Origin of the sequence: Enterobacter cloacae complex sp. P13B, assembly GCF_014895915.1 — a bacterium.
GTDB classification, from domain to species: domain Bacteria; phylum Pseudomonadota; class Gammaproteobacteria; order Enterobacterales; family Enterobacteriaceae; genus Enterobacter; species Enterobacter bugandensis.
In genome coordinates, this window is sequence record NZ_JADBQN010000008.1 from 40935 (window position 1) to 53974 (window position 13040).

At 58.0% G+C, this 13040-nt stretch carries 15 protein-coding genes; 2 read left to right on the forward strand and 13 right to left on the reverse strand.

The window, feature by feature from the left end:
• Nucleotides 1-8 precede the first annotated feature (8 nt).
• The 10 genes from pepB to trmJ all read right to left on the reverse strand — a co-directional run bounded on the left by pepB (nt 9) and on the right by trmJ (nt 7858).
• Nucleotides 9-1295, reverse strand: coding sequence for an aminopeptidase PepB (gene pepB, locus IM273_RS04855; RefSeq protein ID WP_041908707.1), 1287 nt, complete (start codon nt 1293-1295; stop codon nt 9-11).
• A 53-nt stretch (nt 1296-1348) separates the two neighbouring features.
• Nucleotides 1349-1549, reverse strand: coding sequence for a Fe-S cluster assembly protein IscX (gene iscX, locus IM273_RS04860; protein ID WP_003860650.1), 201 nt, complete (start codon nt 1547-1549; stop codon nt 1349-1351).
• A 1-nt stretch (nt 1550) separates the two neighbouring features.
• Entirely contained in the window at nt 1551-1886 is a 336-nt protein-coding gene (fdx, locus tag IM273_RS04865) for an ISC system 2Fe-2S type ferredoxin (protein ID WP_003860652.1), read from the reverse strand.
• A gap of 1 nt (nt 1887) precedes the next feature.
• Entirely contained in the window at nt 1888-3738 is a 1851-nt protein-coding gene (hscA, locus tag IM273_RS04870) for a Fe-S protein assembly chaperone HscA (protein ID WP_059358590.1), read from the reverse strand.
• A gap of 14 nt (nt 3739-3752) precedes the next feature.
• Nucleotides 3753-4268: a co-chaperone HscB gene (hscB, locus tag IM273_RS04875; protein ID WP_045260178.1), complete on the reverse strand. Its 516-nt coding sequence runs from the start codon at nt 4266-4268 to the stop codon at nt 3753-3755.
• A gap of 76 nt (nt 4269-4344) precedes the next feature.
• Nucleotides 4345-4668 (reverse strand): iron-sulfur cluster assembly protein IscA, encoded by a 324-nt coding sequence (iscA, locus tag IM273_RS04880; RefSeq protein ID WP_003860659.1) that lies wholly within the window; start codon nt 4666-4668, stop codon nt 4345-4347.
• A 13-nt stretch (nt 4669-4681) separates the two neighbouring features.
• The gene (gene iscU, locus IM273_RS04885; protein ID WP_003860661.1) at nt 4682-5068 is read right to left on the reverse strand and encodes a Fe-S cluster assembly scaffold IscU; all 387 of its coding nucleotides are present in this window, start codon (nt 5066-5068) and stop codon (nt 4682-4684) included.
• A gap of 24 nt (nt 5069-5092) precedes the next feature.
• Nucleotides 5093-6307, reverse strand: a complete 1215-nt coding sequence (iscS, locus tag IM273_RS04890) for a cysteine desulfurase (RefSeq protein WP_003860663.1) — start codon at nt 6305-6307, stop codon at nt 5093-5095.
• A gap of 117 nt (nt 6308-6424) precedes the next feature.
• Complete coding sequence (gene iscR / locus IM273_RS04895) at nt 6425-6916, reverse strand: Fe-S cluster assembly transcriptional regulator IscR (protein ID WP_008502158.1); 492 nt, start codon at nt 6914-6916, stop codon at nt 6425-6427.
• A 216-nt stretch (nt 6917-7132) separates the two neighbouring features.
• Complete coding sequence (trmJ, locus tag IM273_RS04900) at nt 7133-7858, reverse strand: tRNA (cytosine(32)/uridine(32)-2'-O)-methyltransferase TrmJ (RefSeq protein ID WP_028014076.1); 726 nt, start codon at nt 7856-7858, stop codon at nt 7133-7135.
• 132 nt (nt 7859-7990) lie between these two features.
• Between trmJ and suhB the strand changes: the two genes are divergently transcribed.
• Nucleotides 7991-8794, forward strand: coding sequence for an inositol-1-monophosphatase (suhB, locus tag IM273_RS04905; RefSeq protein ID WP_028014077.1), 804 nt, complete (start codon nt 7991-7993; stop codon nt 8792-8794).
• A gap of 5 nt (nt 8795-8799) precedes the next feature.
• On the opposite strand, the gene IM273_RS04910 is transcribed toward suhB, so the two are convergent.
• Nucleotides 8800-9792, reverse strand: a complete 993-nt coding sequence (locus IM273_RS04910; protein WP_193051253.1) for a nickel/cobalt transporter — start codon at nt 9790-9792, stop codon at nt 8800-8802.
• Entirely contained in the window at nt 9783-10421 is a 639-nt protein-coding gene (locus tag IM273_RS04915) for a DUF1007 family protein (RefSeq protein WP_028014079.1), read from the reverse strand. Before IM273_RS04915 ends, IM273_RS04910 begins: the two co-directional genes overlap by 10 nt.
• 125 nt (nt 10422-10546) lie before the next feature.
• On the opposite strand from IM273_RS04915, the gene csiE reads away from it, so the two are divergent.
• Nucleotides 10547-11824: a stationary phase inducible protein CsiE gene (gene csiE, locus IM273_RS04920; protein WP_063437742.1), complete on the forward strand. Its 1278-nt coding sequence runs from the start codon at nt 10547-10549 to the stop codon at nt 11822-11824.
• Here csiE and IM273_RS04925 read toward each other — a convergent pair whose 3' ends face one another.
• Nucleotides 11825-12964, reverse strand: a complete 1140-nt coding sequence (locus IM273_RS04925; RefSeq protein WP_028014081.1) for a 3-phenylpropionate MFS transporter — start codon at nt 12962-12964, stop codon at nt 11825-11827. It abuts the gene before it with no gap.
• Nucleotides 12965-13040 lie beyond the last annotated feature (76 nt).

Genomic DNA, 13040 nt, shown 5'->3' on the forward strand with positions numbered 1-13040 from the left:
AAAAAAGATCACTCAGCCGTCAGCAGGTTCGCCACGGTACGCACGCCCAGACCGGTCGCACCCGCGGACCACTGCTCAACTGCCGCCTTACGGTAGGTTGCGGAGCAGTCGATGTGCAGCCAGCCTTCATGATAGTTCTCAACGAAGTGAGACAGGAAGCCCGCTGCGGTGCTTGCCCCCGCCGGGTACGCCGCGCTCGCGGTGTTGTTCAGCTCGGCAAAGTTAGACGGCAGCTGGCTGCGGTGGAACTCGGCCAGCGGCAGACGCCAGAACGGTTCGTTTTCCGCAGCCGCGCTTGCCAGCAGGCGAGCGGCCAGCTTGTCGTCAAAGCTGAACAGCGCGTGGTAGTCGTTGCCCAGGGCGGTTTTCGCCGCGCCGGTCAGGGTCGCCATGTCGATAATCAGCTCTGGCTTCTGGGCAGAGGCGTCGATGAGGCCATCGGCCAGCACCAGACGGCCTTCGGCATCGGTGTTCATCACTTCGACATTTTTACCGTTGCGGTAGCGAATGATGTCGCCCAGCTTGAAGGCGTTGCCGCTCACCATGTTGTCCGCGCAACACAGGTAGAGCTTCACGCGCTTGTTCAGACCGCGGGTGATGGCGAATGCCAGCGCGCCGGTGATGGTTGCCGCGCCGCCCATGTCGGACTTCATGGAATCCATGAACGCACTTTGCTTCAGGCTGTAGCCGCCGGTGTCGAAGGTGATACCTTTACCGACCAGGCAGGCAAAGACAGGCGCTTCTTTATCGCCGGTTGGGTTGTAATCCAGCGCCAGCAGGACCGGAGGACGCTCAGAACCACGGCCCACGGTGTGGATGCCCATGTAGTTCTGCTCGCGCAGATCTTCACCCTTGGTGATGCGGTAGGACATGTTATCCCCCGCCACGCCGCACAGCAGGTCAACGGCGCGCTGCGCCAGTTGCTCAGGGCCTAACTCCTCCGCAGGGGCGTTAATGGTATCGCGCACCCAGTCGATAATTTTCAGGCGGCTTTCCAGTTCTTTCTGACCGGCTTCATCGAGGTTCGCCCACTCAATTTTACGGGTGCCTTTCGGGCCTTTGTAGCCCGCCCAGAACGCCCAGCTGCGGTCAGTATCCCAACCTTCGCCTTCCAGCGAGACATGCTTAATGCCCAGGCCGTCAATTTTACGCGCGGCGCGCTGGATCAGACCTAAATCATCTTTGCCCGTCAGGTGCAGGGTGATACCGTCGTTGTTGATGCTGTAGCTGGCTTTCTCGCCCCAGCGCGCGTCGGCGGGCTGCGTAGAGAGCGTAATCTTCATCGCTTCGGTCATTTTATTTATCCTTATTAGCAAACGGGCCGCCTGAAGGCAGCCCGTTAAGTGATTTACTCTGCTTCATCTAACCAGACTAACAGAATCGCCTCCAGAATTTTTTCATTGGATGCGTTTGGATCGTCGTCGAAATCCTCTAAATCGCAGATCCACTGGTGCATGTCGGTGAATCGTACGGTTTTGGGATCGAGATCCGGGTTCGCGTCGTAGAGCGCTTCACCGATTTCACGGCTGTCTGTCCACTTCAGTCCCATATTAATGCTCGCGTGCGTGGTTGATGGTGTAGCGTGGGAATTCCACGACCAGATCTTCATCGGTCACCGCGGCCTGGCAGCTCAGGCGGCTGTCTGGCTCCAGACCCCATGCTTTATCCAGCATGTCGTCTTCGTCTTCGGTGCTCTCGGCGAGAGAGTCAAAACCTTCACGCACGATGCAGTGGCAGGTGGTGCAGGCACAGGATTTTTCACAGGCGTGTTCCACTTCGATACCTGCACGCAGGGCAACATCGAGAATGGTTTCACCGGTCTTCGCTTCCAGAACAGCGCCATCCGGACAGAGGTCCGCATGAGGCAAAATAACAATCTTTGGCATATTAAACCTCGTCCACGGACTGGCCTTTCAGCGCGACGCGGACAGATTTGTCCATGCGGCGAGCAGCGAAGTCCTGGGTTTGTTTATCAACGTTTTTAATGGCTTCTTCTATTGCGTCAGCGTCATTGCCTTCGGCGACTGCGCGTAAGCGCGCGGCAGCCTCGTCAATCACCTGACGCTCGGCGGCGCTTAACAGCGCGGCATCGGCAGCGAGCGCCCCGTTCAGACTTTCCAGCACACGTGCGGCTTCAACTTTCTGTTCAGCCAGCATACGCGCCTTCACATCCTGCTCGGCGTAGCTCATTGAATCCTGGATCATGGAGGCGATTTCGCCATCGGTCAGGCCGTAGGACGGCTTCACCTGGATGGACGACTCCACGCCGGTCGATTTTTCCATCGCCGTGACGCTCAGCAGGCCGTCCGCATCTACCTGGAAGGTCACGCGAATATGCGCCCCGCCAGCTGGCAGCGCCGGGATGCCGCGCAGCGCAAAGCGCGCCAGAGAGCGGCAGTCCTGCACCAGTTCGCGCTCGCCCTGCATCACGTGGATGGACATCGCGGTCTGGCCGTCTTTGAAGGTGGTGAACTCCTGCGCACGCGCCACCGGAATGGTGGTGTTACGCGGGATCACTTTCTCCACCAGGCCGCCCATGGTTTCTAAACCGAGAGACAGCGGGATGACGTCCAGCAGCAGCATTTCACTGTCCGGCTTGTTGCCAACCAGAATATCGGCCTGGATAGCGGCGCCGACGGCAACCACTTTGTCCGGGTCGATGGAGGTCAGCGGCGTGCGGCCAAAGAATTCGCCCACGCGCTCGCGCACCAGCGGCACGCGCGTTGAGCCGCCCACCATGACCACTTCCAGCACCTCGTCAGCCTCCACGCCCGCATCCTTCAATGCGCGACGGCAGGCCAGCAGGGTGCGTTTAACCAGAGGCGCAATCAGCTCGCTGAACTGGTCGCGGGTGATTTCACCCTGCCAGCCTGCAACATTAACGCTGACCGACTGCGCATCGCTCAGCGCAATTTTGGCGTCGATGGCTGCATCCAGCAGTTCGCGCTGAACGCGCGCATCGCTGCGATCGCTGATGCCCGCCTGCTCGCGGATGTAGTCCGCCAGCAGATGGTCGAAATCATCGCCGCCGAGCGCGGAATCCCCGCCTGTCGCCAGCACTTCAAACACGCCGCGGCTCAGGCGCAGGATAGAAATATCAAAGGTGCCGCCGCCCAGATCGTAGACCGCAATTACCCCTTCCTGACCGGAGTCGAGGCCGTAGGCAATCGCCGCCGCCGTCGGTTCGTTCAACAGGCGCAGCACGTGCAGGCCCGCCAGACGCGCGGCGTCTTTGGTGCCCTGTCGCTGTGCGTCGTCAAAATAGGCCGGAACGGTGATCACTACGCCGTCCAGATCGCCGCCAAGCGTCGCCGTCGCGCGCGCCGCCAGCGCTTTGAGGATATCAGCGGAAACACGAATTGGGTTCAGCAAACCGGCCGCCGTGGCAATCATCGGCAGACCGTTTTCACTGGCCTGCAGCTGATACGGCAGGTGCGGGTAGCGGGTCTGGATATCAGCCAGCGAGCGGCCCATCATGCGCTTTACGGAGCTGATGGTGTTGGCCGGATCGCGCGCGGCGTTGGCGCGGGCGTCATAGCCGACCGCGTGACCCTGCTGCTGGTAGTGGACCACGGAAGGCAGCAGATGGCGGCCCTGCTCGTCGGCCAGCGTTTCCGCCTGGCCGCTGCGCACGGTCGCCACGAGGGAATTGGTGGTGCCCAGGTCAATACCGACCGCCAGACGACGCTGGTGCGGTGCGGCGCTTAAGCCAGGCTCACTAATTTGTAATAAGGCCATAATTGCTTCCGAAATTAAAAATCGAGCAGCTTTTCTTCGAGTTGTTCAGCGCTGCTTCGCAGTTTATCGAGAAAACGGAGTTTGCGCACAGTGTCTGCCGCCACGTCCCAGGTCTCGTTGTTCAGTTGCTCCACCATCTGCTGATGGCGGGTATCGAACATGCCCTTCACGCGCGTGATAAAACGTTCCAGACGCGCTTCGTCTTTGGCCTGTTCAATCTCATCCAGCTCTTCGCGCAGCTCCAGCTGTTCCATCAGAAACGCGGTGTCGCGCACGGTGTGCTGTTCGCTCGCCAGATCAAAGCCGTGGAGCGAGAGCAGATATTCTGCACGCGCCAGCGGATGGCGCAGCGTCTGCCAGGCCTGGTTGATAGTCGCGGAGTGCGATACCGCAGCCAGCTGCTCTGCCTGCGTCCCGCTGGCGAATTTATCCGGATGATACTGACGCTGCAGATCCTGAAAACGGACCGTCAGCGCCTGAAGATCGATCGGGTATTGAGCGGGTAGTCCGAAGAGAGTGAAGTAATCCATAACAATCTCAGGGGTAGCCTGTTAGAACAAACCCCACGCGCAGCAAAGCCACGGTGGGGTTTCGGATGACGCGCGGTTAAACGTGGAAGCTTTCGCCGCAACCACACTCGTCTTTGACGTTCGGGTTCGTGAATTTGAACCCTTCGTTCAGGCCTTCTTTTACGAAGTCCAGCTGAGTGCCGTTGAGAAATTGCAGGCTTTTGCCATCGACCACCACCTTCACGCCCTTGTCTTCAAACACGGTGTCATCAGACGCCGGCTCGTCAACAAACTCCAGTACGTAAGCCATACCAGAACAGCCGGAGGTACGTACGCCCAGTCGCAGGCCAAAGCCTTTACCACGGTTCGCCAGAAAAGAGCTTACTCGCGCGGCAGCGCTGTCGCTAAGGGTAATCGACATACTCAAACCTCAATTATTTTGCTTCACGTTTGCTTTTGTAATCCGCAATGGCGGCTTTGATCGCGTCTTCTGCCAGAATTGAACAGTGAATTTTCACCGGCGGCAGTTCGAGTTCTTCAGCAATATCCGTGTTCTTGATTGCCTGTGCTTCGTCCAGAGACTTGCCCTTCACCCACTCGGTGACCAGGGAGCTGGACGCAATTGCAGAACCGCAGCCGTAGGTCTTGAAGCGCGCGTCTTCAATGATACCTTCATTGTTGACTTTAATCTGCAACTTCATTACGTCGCCACACGCCGGCGCACCAACCATGCCGCTACCGACAGATTCATCGCTGTTGTCAAAAGAGCCAACGTTGCGCGGGTTCTCGTAATGATCGATAACTTTTTCGCTGTATGCCATGATTGAATTCTCCTTATATACCGATTAGTGATGTGACCATTCAATGCTGTTCAGATCCACGCCCTGCTTGAACATTTCCCACAGTGGAGAAAGGTCGCGCAGACGGCCAATGGAGTTACGAACCAGCTTGATGGTGTAGTCAATCTCTTCTTCGGTAGTGAAACGACCTAAAGAGAAACGGATAGAGCTGTGTGCCAGCTCGTCAGTCATACCCAGCGCGCGCAGCACGTAGGATGGCTCCAGGCTTGCAGACGTACAGGCAGAACCGGAAGAAACGGCCAGGTCTTTCAGCGCCATGATCAGCGATTCGCCTTCAACATAGTTGAAGCTGACGTTGAGGATGTTCGGCGCGCCCTGCTCGAGATCGCCGTTCAGATACACTTCTTCCATATCTTTCACGCCGTCCCACAGACGGTTACGCAGCGTGCGCAGGCGTGCCATCTCGGTTTCCATCTCTTCTTTCGCAATGCGGTACGCTTCGCCCATGCCCACGATCTGGTGAACAGGCAGCGTACCGGAACGCATGCCGCGCTCGTGACCGCCGCCGTGCATCTGTGCTTCGATGCGGATACGTGGCTTACGACGAACGTACAGCGCGCCGATCCCTTTCGGGCCATAGATTTTGTGGCCGGAGAAGGACATCAGGTCTACTTTCAGCTGGCTCAGGTCGATAGGCAGTTTGCCCACGCTCTGGGTCGCGTCCACGTGGTAGATGATACCGCGCGCGCGGCACATTTCGCCGATGGTGGCGATGTCCTGAACGACGCCGATTTCGTTGTTAACGTGCATGATGGAGACCAGGATGGTGTCGTCACGCATCGCCGCTTCGAGCTCTTTCAGGTCAATAATACCGTTGCTCTGCGGCGCCAGATAGGTCACTTCGAAACCTTCACGCTCCAGCTGGCGGCAGGTGTCCAGCACGGCTTTGTGTTCGGTTTTGCTGGTGATGATGTGCTTGCCTTTTTTCTGATAAAAGTTGGCTGCACCTTTGATCGCCAGGTTGTCGGATTCGGTCGCACCGGAGGTGAAAACAATCTCACGCGGGTCGGCACCCACCAGGTCAGCAATCTGATTACGGGCGATATCCACCGCCTCTTCAGCATGCCAGCCAAAACGGTGTGAACGGGAAGCTGGGTTACCAAAGTTTCCGTCCAGGGTCAGACACTGCATCATTTTCTCGGCAACACGCGGGTCCACCGGCGTGGTTGCGGAGTAGTCGAGATAAATCGGTAATTTCATTGCTCTATAAACTCCGTACATCGCTTCAATGCAAGGAATCAGGCAACCGGCTGGATGTACGACCGAGTACGCGGGGTGTGACCACCCCGGCCTGATTCTGAAATACTTATCGTTTTATTACGCGCGTAATTTGACGTCGATAGCGTCCTGCGCGCGGGTGCTGCGTTGTGAATCATGGCTGTGCTGACGGCCTGATACGTCCAGAACTTCCTGGTTATTGACCAGTTCACCGAGGGTGATGTTGTTCAGGAAGCCGGTCAGACGGTCGCTCAGATCGCGCCACAGCGCGTGGGTCAGGCACTTATCGCCACCCTGGCAGCCGCCTTTACCCTGGCAACGGGTTGCGTCAACGGATTCATCCACCGCGCTAATCACTTCGCCAACCGCAATACTGCCCGCGTCTTTACCCAGCAGATAACCGCCACCCGGGCCACGAACGCTGGACACCAGTCCATTTTTACGCAGTCTGGAGAACAGCTGTTCCAGGTAAGAGAGGGAGATCCCTTGTCGTTCAGAAATATCAGCCAACGGAACCGGGCCCGCTTCGGAGTTGAGCGCAACGTCCAGCATCGCGGTCACGGCATAACGCCCTTTAGATGTCAGTCTCATGTCTTACTTAACCTCAAACTCGCCCCTGCCCGGGGTTTTTTATTGTAAAATGGGGGTATTGCATAGCAGGGCCAAGTCTGACATTCCTGACTAAAATGGTCAACTATTTACTTGACTGTTTTAGTCAGGTATTTAACCTTCTGTGCCTTCATAATATAGGTGCGGCCTGATGCCCTCACCCCAACCCTCTCCCACGGGGAGAGGGGGAAATCGGCACTACTCTTTATTCTTCTGCTCAATCGACGCCAGAATTCCGCGCAGGATGTTCAGCTCCTGGCTTTCCGGACGCGCTCGGGTAAACATGCGGCGCAGCTTATTCATCACCTGGCCAGGGTGGCCTTCACGGATGAAGCCGGTAGCGAGCAGCGTCTGCTCCAGGTGACCGTAGAAACGCTCAAGGTCGTCCACCAGCGGGTAGGCCGTCTCTTCTTTCGGTTCTGCCTGCTTCTCCTGCGTCGCCAGCCACGCCATACGCACCTCGTAAGCGATAACCTGCACCGCCATTGCCAGGTTCAGCGAGCTGTATTCCGGGTTGGCGGCAATCGCCACGTGGTAGTGGCACTTCTGCAGTTCGTCGTTGGTCAGGCCAACGCGCTCGCGGCCAAACACCAGCGCAACCGGCGCCTGCTCTGCTTCTGAGACGCTTTTCAGGCCGCATTCACGCGGATCCAGCATCGGCCACGGCAGCGTGCGTGAGCGCGCGCTGGTGCCGACAACGAGGCTGCAGCCGGCCAGCGCTTCGTCGAGGGTATCAACGATCTGCGCATTACCGATCACGTCGCTGGCCCCGGCCGCCAGGGCGATAGCCTGAGAGTCTGGTTTCACCAGCGGATTAACCAGCCACAGGTTCGTTAAGCCCATGGTTTTCATAGCGCGGGCAACGGAGCCCATGTTGCCGGTGTGCGATGTTTCGACCAGCACGATTCGAATGTTTTGCAGCATAATTTTTAGATGTCTGGGTTCAGTGTCTGAAGAATATTCGGGCATATTATCATAAACGGGAGACATAATCCGATCCCGCTGCTATACTCTGCGCCGATTTTCCTGTTCTTTAACATCCAGTGAGAGAGACCGATGCATCCGATGCTGACCATCGCCGTGCGCGCAGCGCGCAAGGCGGGTAATGTAATTGCCAAACACTACGAAACGCCAGACTCCGTAGAAACCAGCCAGAAAGGCAGCAATGATTTCGTGACTAACGTCGATAAAGCCGCAGAAGCGATTATTATCGAAACGATCCGCAAATCTTACCCGCAGCACACCATCATCACCGAAGAAAGCGGTGAACATGAAGGTACCGATCAGGATGTTCAATGGGTTATCGATCCACTGGATGGCACCACCAACTTCGTTAAACGCCTGCCACACTTCTCTGTGTCAATCGCAGTACGCATTAAAGGCCGTACTGAAGTCGCCGTTGTTTACGATCCAATGCGTAACGAACTGTTCACCGCGACCCGCGGCCAGGGCGCACAGCTGAACGGCTACCGTCTGCGCTGCAGCAATGCACGCGATCTGGACGGCACCATCCTGGCGACCGGCTTCCCGTTCAAGGCGAAGCAGCACGCAACCACCTATATGAATATCCTGGGCAAGCTGTTCACCGAATGCGCAGACTTCCGTCGCACCGGCTCTGCTGCGCTGGATCTGGCCTACGTGGCAACCGGCCGCGTTGACGGTTACTTCGAACTGTCACTGAAGCCGTGGGACTTCGCTGCGGGCGAGCTGATCGCACGTGAAGCAGGCGCGATTGTTTGCGACTTCACCGGCGGCCACAACTACATGACCACCGGCAACATCGTTGCGGGTAACCCACGCGTTGTTAAAGCCATGCTGGCCAACATGCGTGACGAGCTGAGCGATGCGCTGAAGCGTTAATCTCCTCATCTCAGCCCTCTCCCCAAAGGGGAGAGGGTGCTAAACGGCGCCGCGCTCATCCACATCGTTACCGCCGCCACCAGCAGAATCACTCCCCCCGCCAGCGCGAGCGTTGTCCATCCTACCTGCCGCCACAGTACCGGCGTTTTATTGCCGCTGAGTTTTACCGCAAGCTGACGGAAGCTGTGAACCAGCAACGCCAAAGACGAAATGGTGAGAGAGGTTCCTGCCGCCATCGCCAGCGCCGAGAGCATGCCCCAGCCGAACACGCCAATCACTTTACTGAACAGCAGCACCATGATTGCCCCCGAGCACGGGCGCATCCCCATAGAGAGAACTATCATCAGCCGCGCGCGCCAGTCGTCACCGCTCTGTAATTGTTCCTGCGTCGGCAGATGCTGATGCCCGCAGCCGCAGTGCTCATCATGCACGTGGTGCGGCGTAAAAGTTTTGAATTTGGGCTTTTGCAGCAGCGCGCGCAGCTTTTTCAGTGCCCGCCAGCAGAGGATCAGCCCCAGCAAGCCGACCAGCGCATAGCTGCCCTTCTCCAGCCAGAAGCTGCTCAGGTGCAGCTGGCGCGCGGGAAGCTGTAATAGCGAAAGCACAACCACCACCAGCGCAATCGCCACGCCCCCCTGAAGCAGCGAAGAGGCCAGCGTCAGGCCAATGCTTGATTTCAGCTTCGACGGATGGGTGGCAAGCCAGGTGGTGATGACGATTTTGCCGTGCCCCGGCCCCAGCGCGTGCAGCACGCCATAGATAAAGCTGAACGCCAGCAGAGAACCGCCCGCTTTGGTCGGGTTCTCCGCCACCGCCTTCAGCAGCCCGCTCATCTGCTGGTTGACCTCACGCTGCCAGATGATGCTTTTCATCATCACCTGCGGCCAGGCCTGCCACAGCCAGAGCGAACCGCAAACGGCGAGCAGTAAAAAAAGCGCCAGCGGCCAGAGGTGCAGCCAGCGGCGCGGCTTTCGTACCGGAGAGGAGATCACTGACATTGTAACGTTACCTTCTGCGCAAACTGTTTACCCAGTTCCATGTCCTCCGGTGGGGCATCCTCTTTATCAAGAGAGACAGCAAAATTCAGCGTCTCTTCGCTGGGCTTCGGGGTGTGAACCGTAATGTTGCAGGTTTTTTGCAACGACGCAGGAAGCTGCACGTCGCTGTCCTCGGCGTAGCTCATATCGACGTAGTACGTTGGGTCAAAGGTAGAAAACGTATAGGTTTGTCCTGCCAGCGGCTGCGGATGCGCCAGTGGAAGCACGAACGTCAGCACCGCCTGATGTCCGTCGCGGGACATGCCGTATTCTGTCGGGCGATTGAGGAACTTCACCTTTTGTCCGTTATGCCAGAACTCGGTGAAGTAGTGCTGCCCGAGCACGTTGGCCATCACTTCTGCCGCCAGCTTTTTCCAGATTTCGTCTCCGGGCTTCGCGTTACCCGCATCATAAAGCAGATCCGCCGAGGTGATTTCATCCATCGTCCAGCGCATTTTCAGGCCGCTCAGCTGCGTGCCGTCGGTGACCAGCTCGGTTTTCAGGCTGATAAAACTGTGAGGATGTGCGCTGGCGGTAAAGGTGATAACCGCCAAAAATAACGCCATCGCATTTTGTTTAACTGTCTGCATCAATTCCTCACGTCAAAAATTCTGTGATGTTCCCCAGCAATCCTGAGTGAAAGGCCTGCCGGCGCGCTTTTCAGCGCCCATCCTTTAGCTATTCTTATCAAACATTCACACTGGATACCCGACAGATGATGACGACGCTTGAAATTCCATCTGTGCTTTCCAGTTCGCAGCGCCGCTGCCAGGTGCTTTTGATGCTTTACCTGCCCGATGCTGCCGTCACCGCACAGAGCATAATCGCTGCCAACGGCGTGGACGAGGTCATGGCACGGCAAGATATAGCCGAGACGCGCGATGAAATCCAGCGCTATCACCGGCTGGATATCGTCACGCACCATGACGGCAGCTACCGAATTGAAGGCACTGCCCTGAATCAGCGTTTATGTCTGCTGCACTGGCTGCGCAGGGCGCTCCGCCTTTGTCCGCAGTTTGTCTCGCACCAGTTTACCCCAGCCTTAAAAACCGCGCTTAAACAGCACGGCATCGCGCGGCCGCTCTACGACGATGCTAATCTGCGGGCGCTGATCGGCTTCTGCTCACGCAAGCTGCAGCGTCAGTTTGAATGCCGGGACGTCCAGTTCTTACAGCTCTACTTGCAATACTGCCTCATCCAGCACCACTTAGGGAATACGCCGCAGTTTTCCCACGCGCAGCGCAGCTGGACCCAGTCGCGGGGAGAGTATTTTACGGCGCAGGAAATTGTCCGTCACTGGAAGCGGCGCGTGCCGCAGGGCGCGCACGTGGATGAGCAGCTGTTTCTGGCGCTGCTGTTTATGATGCTCCGCACGCCCGATCCGGTGCTTGATAAACACCAGCAGGATCAGCGCCTGCGCCGCGCCATTGTGCGCATGGTGGCCCGTTTCCGCTCCCAGACCGGGATGAACTTCAGCGATGAGCAGGGGCTGACCGATCAGTTGTATATCCATCTGGCTCAGGCGCTGGACCGCTCGCTGTTTGAGATCGGCATCGACAATAGCCTGCCCGAGGAAATTCACCGTCTCTATCCCCGGCTGTTACGCACCACCAAAGAGGCACTCTTTGAGCTGGAAGCCGAATTCGGGCTGCGGTTCTCCGATGAAGAGATGGCGCTGGTAGCGGTTATTTTCGGCGCCTGGCTGATGCAGGAGACCGATCTGCATGAAAAACAGGTAGTGCTGCTGACCGGGGAGGATAAATCCTGTGAGGAGGTGATTGAACAGCAGCTGCGCGAATTAACCCTGCTGCCGCTCAACATTCGCTATCTGACGCTGCAGGCGTTCCAGAAAGAGGGGGCACCGCGCGAAGCCGCGCTGGTTGTCACCCCCTATCCTACCGTGCTGCCGCTGTTCTCGCCGCCGCTGATCCACGCGGTTGAATCACTTAACACGCAGCAGCAGGAACATATTCGCGCCATGCTGGAATCGTAGCTATGCCCGTGCGGCCACTTTCGGTCGAACAAACATCGCCGGGAGCGCCACCAGCGCCATGACCCAGAACACGCCGTGTCCCAGATGCTGATACAGAAAGCCCGCAAAGACCGTCATCACCGCAATGCTGCCGCCCATCGCCACCGCAGAGTAGACCGCCTGCAGACGGATCACGTCCCCGCCCTCGCGCGCCGCGATATAGCGCATCGCCGCCAGGTGGCACACGGTGAAGGTGCCGCAGTGAAGGATCTGCGCCATAATCAGCCACGGCAGTTCGGTCGTCCAGCCCATAATCCCCCAGCGCGCCACGCCGCAGACCGCGGAAAGCAGCAGCAGATCGCGCGCGCCGAAGCGGCGGAACAGCTTTTTGCTCAGGGCGAAAATAATGACTTCTGCCACCACCCCCAGCGACCACAGGTAACCGACCGCAGAGGCCGAGTAGCCCGCCCCCTGCCAGTAGATGGCGCTGAAGCCATAGTACGCTGCATGCGCCCCCTGAAGCAGACAGACGCACGCCAGAAAACGCCAACTCTGGGCCACCAGGCTCCGCCAGGCGGGCCAGCCGGCGCTCTCCTGATGGCGACTCTCCCCTTGCGGCATCACCGACGGGCGCAGCAGCATGCCCAGCAGCATCGAGGCAATACCGATACTCAGCAGCGCCAGAATCGCGCGGTAGTCGTAAAGGCTGACCAGTTTCCCCACCAGCGCAGAGCCAATCACAAACGCAATCGAGCCCCAGAGGCGCACGCGACCATAGTCCATGGTGATCTGCTTTTGCCAGGTGTTCGCCAGGGCATCCGTCAGGGGTACCAGCGGGGAGAAGAACAGATTAAAGCCAACCATCACCACCATCAGCCAGGCAAACTGATGGCTGACCCAGAAGCAGGCCGCGAAGACCAGCGTCAGCAGGGCCAGAATGCGCACCGCTTTAATCAGTAAGGAGGGATCGCTGACGCGGGGGGCAATCAGCAGGCTTCCGAGGAAACGCGCCACCAGCCCCGCGCCCAGCAGGATGCCGATGGTTTCTGGCGTCAAACCAATTCCCTTGAGCCAGACGCTCCAGAAAGGCAGAAAAATACCGTAGCTAAAGAAGTAGGTGAAGTAGCTGAGCGCCAGCCAGCGCGTGGAATGCAAGACCATGAATCCCTCCCGAAATGGAGGCGATAGTCTGGCGTTTATCCTGCACTTTAGCAAGTCGTTAGCGCGCTATAAATTA

Excerpts from the sequence above, each read along its gene's own strand:
- pepB (WP_041908707.1), bottom strand. The coding sequence starts at position 1,295 with ATGACCGAAGCGATGAAGATTACGCTCTCTACGCAGCCCGCCGACGCG.
- iscX (WP_003860650.1), bottom strand. The coding sequence starts at position 1,549 with ATGGGACTGAAGTGGACAGACAGCCGTGAAATCGGTGAAGCGCTCTAC.
- fdx (WP_003860652.1), bottom strand. The coding sequence starts at position 1,886 with ATGCCAAAGATTGTTATTTTGCCTCATGCGGACCTCTGTCCGGATGGC.
- hscA (WP_059358590.1), bottom strand. The coding sequence starts at position 3,738 with ATGGCCTTATTACAAATTAGTGAGCCTGGCTTAAGCGCCGCACCGCAC.
- hscB (WP_045260178.1), bottom strand. The coding sequence starts at position 4,268 with ATGGATTACTTCACTCTCTTCGGACTACCCGCTCAATACCCGATCGAT.
- iscA (WP_003860659.1), bottom strand. The coding sequence starts at position 4,668 with ATGTCGATTACCCTTAGCGACAGCGCTGCCGCGCGAGTAAGCTCTTTT.
- iscU (WP_003860661.1), bottom strand. The coding sequence starts at position 5,068 with ATGGCATACAGCGAAAAAGTTATCGATCATTACGAGAACCCGCGCAAC.
- iscS (WP_003860663.1), bottom strand. The coding sequence starts at position 6,307 with ATGAAATTACCGATTTATCTCGACTACTCCGCAACCACGCCGGTGGAC.
- iscR (WP_008502158.1), bottom strand. The coding sequence starts at position 6,916 with ATGAGACTGACATCTAAAGGGCGTTATGCCGTGACCGCGATGCTGGAC.
- trmJ (WP_028014076.1), bottom strand. The coding sequence starts at position 7,858 with ATGCTGCAAAACATTCGAATCGTGCTGGTCGAAACATCGCACACCGGC.
- suhB (WP_028014077.1), top strand. The coding sequence starts at position 7,991 with ATGCATCCGATGCTGACCATCGCCGTGCGCGCAGCGCGCAAGGCGGGT.
- IM273_RS04910 (WP_193051253.1), bottom strand. The coding sequence starts at position 9,792 with ATGTCAGTGATCTCCTCTCCGGTACGAAAGCCGCGCCGCTGGCTGCAC.
- IM273_RS04915 (WP_028014079.1), bottom strand. The coding sequence starts at position 10,421 with ATGCAGACAGTTAAACAAAATGCGATGGCGTTATTTTTGGCGGTTATC.
- csiE (WP_063437742.1), top strand. The coding sequence starts at position 10,547 with ATGATGACGACGCTTGAAATTCCATCTGTGCTTTCCAGTTCGCAGCGC.
- IM273_RS04925 (WP_028014081.1), bottom strand. The coding sequence starts at position 12,964 with ATGGTCTTGCATTCCACGCGCTGGCTGGCGCTCAGCTACTTCACCTAC.